Raw genomic sequence first — 1,628 nt, 5'->3', positions numbered from 1 at the left:
GCTCGGTTTCGACGCCGCCGCGCGGTGGCGTGCCTGGGCCCCCGACCTGCGGCACGCCACCGTGTCCTGCGGGCACTTCATGGCGGAGGAGGCGCCGGACGAGGTGGCCGCGGCGCTGCGCGACCTCCTCGCCCGTACGCCCGCGGCTACGACAGCGTGAGCCCGTAGACCGCCAGGATCTCCTTGATCGGCTGGTAGTACGTCACGCCGCCGGTGGTGCAGTTGCCGGTGCTGCCGATGATGATGCCCACCGCGTTGCCGCCGGAGAACGCCGGTCCGCCGTTGTCGCCGGGCTCGGAGCAGATGTTCGAGCGGAACAGGCCGGAGACGACCCCCTCGGGGAAGTTCACGGTCACGTTGACCGCCTGCACCGTGCCGCAGTGGTAGCCGCTGACCCGGCCGTAGTGGCACAGGGCCATGCCGGGCGACGGGTCGACGGCGCCGGTGATGTCCACCGGCGCGCCGCCGCTGCCCTTGACCTCGCCGGGGTACGACACGGAGGTGTTGGAGTAGCGGACGACGCCGTAGTCGTTGCTGGGGAAGCTCGACCCCGAGGTCGTGCCGACATTCACCCGGCTGCCCCCCACGTCGGCGAACCACGAGGTGCCGACGTCGGCGCAGTGGCCGGGGATGATGCCGTACGAGGTGTCGCCACCCCCCACGGCGTTGAAGCCCAGCGTGCAGGAGTACCCGGCCGACCCGTACAGCGCGTCGCCGCCGCGCAGCTCGCCCGCGGCGGCGGCCTGCGCCGAGGCGGGCGGGGCGAGCACGGTCAGCAGCGCGCCGAGCAGTGCCAGCACGGCGGCGGTGGCGAAGGTGCGTAACGGAGGAGCAGTACGGCGTCGGCTCACGGTCCCTGCCTTCCGGGCGGCGGCGGTCTCGCCCGCATTGTGCTCGCGGCGCGCGGAAGCAGGAAGGGGTCGCGCCGGGAAGGGGTTCAGCGGCCCGGCAGCAGGCCGCTCTCCAGGGCGACGACGACCGCGCGCGTACGGTCGCCGACGTCGAGCTTGGCGAAGATGCGCAGCAGGTGCGTCTTCACGGTGGCCTCGCCGATGAACAGCCGCCTGCCGATCTCCGCGTTCGACAGCCCCTCGGCCACACCGGCGAGCACCTCCGCCTCGCGCGGCGTGAGCGTCACCGGGGCCGGGCTGCGCATCTTCGCGACCAGGCGCTGCGCGACCCGGGGCGCGAGGACCGTCTCCCCGCGGGAGGCGGCGTGGATGGCGTCGACCAGCTGGGGGCGGGTGGCGTCCTTGAGCAGATAGCCGGTGGCGCCGGCCTCGACCGCCCGCTCGATCTCGGTGTCCGTGTCGTATGTGGTGAGGATCAGCACCCGGGTACGCGCCGTCATCGCGACGATCGCCGCGGTGGCGCCGACACCGTCGAGCTGCGGCATCCGCAGGTCGAGCAGGGCGAGGTCCGGGTCGAGGCGGGCGACGAGCGCGACGGCCTCGCGGCCGTCGCCGGCCTCGCCGACGACCTCGATGCTGGGCTCGGCGGCGAGCAGCGCGACGAGTCCGGCGCGCATCACGGTGTGGTCGTCGGCGAGGACGACACGCAGGGGTGCGGCGGGCGGGGGTGTCGTCGTCATCTCAGGTCCGTCCGTCCGTGGCGGTTCCGGTCGTGGG

The 1,628-nt window shown here is 73.8% G+C and carries 2 protein-coding genes and 1 pseudogene; 1 reads left to right on the top strand and 2 read right to left on the bottom strand.

All coding sequences use genetic code 11. The features are described from left to right. A pseudogene (locus H5J30_RS37125) lies at positions 1 to 160 on the top strand (alpha/beta hydrolase); the annotation flags it as partial. On the opposite strand, the gene H5J30_RS31985 reads toward H5J30_RS37125, so the two are convergent. Then, positions 147 to 851: a S1 family peptidase gene (locus H5J30_RS31985; protein WP_181791107.1), complete on the bottom strand. Its 705-nt coding sequence runs from the start codon at positions 849 to 851 to the stop codon at positions 147 to 149. The pseudogene H5J30_RS37125 and the gene H5J30_RS31985 overlap by 14 nt on opposite strands. A gap of 86 nt (positions 852 to 937) precedes the next feature. Then, positions 938 to 1,591 carry a response regulator gene (locus H5J30_RS31980; RefSeq protein WP_181791105.1) on the bottom strand — a complete coding sequence of 218 codons (654 nt, stop codon included), beginning with the start codon at positions 1,589 to 1,591 and terminating at the stop codon, positions 938 to 940. Positions 1,592 to 1,628 lie beyond the last annotated feature (37 nt).

It is taken from the genome of Streptomyces phytophilus (assembly GCF_013870535.1).
Taxonomy (GTDB): domain Bacteria; phylum Actinomycetota; class Actinomycetes; order Streptomycetales; family Streptomycetaceae; genus Streptomyces; species Streptomyces phytophilus.
The sequence above is the reverse complement of the archived record's forward strand: the minus strand, read 5'-3'. Positions and strand labels throughout refer to the sequence as shown.

What these genes read in the sequence shown, in the direction of transcription:
- H5J30_RS31980 (WP_181791105.1), bottom strand. Translation starts at nt 1,591, where the DNA reads ATGACGACGACACCCCCGCCCGCCGCACCCCTGCGTGTCGTCCTCGCC.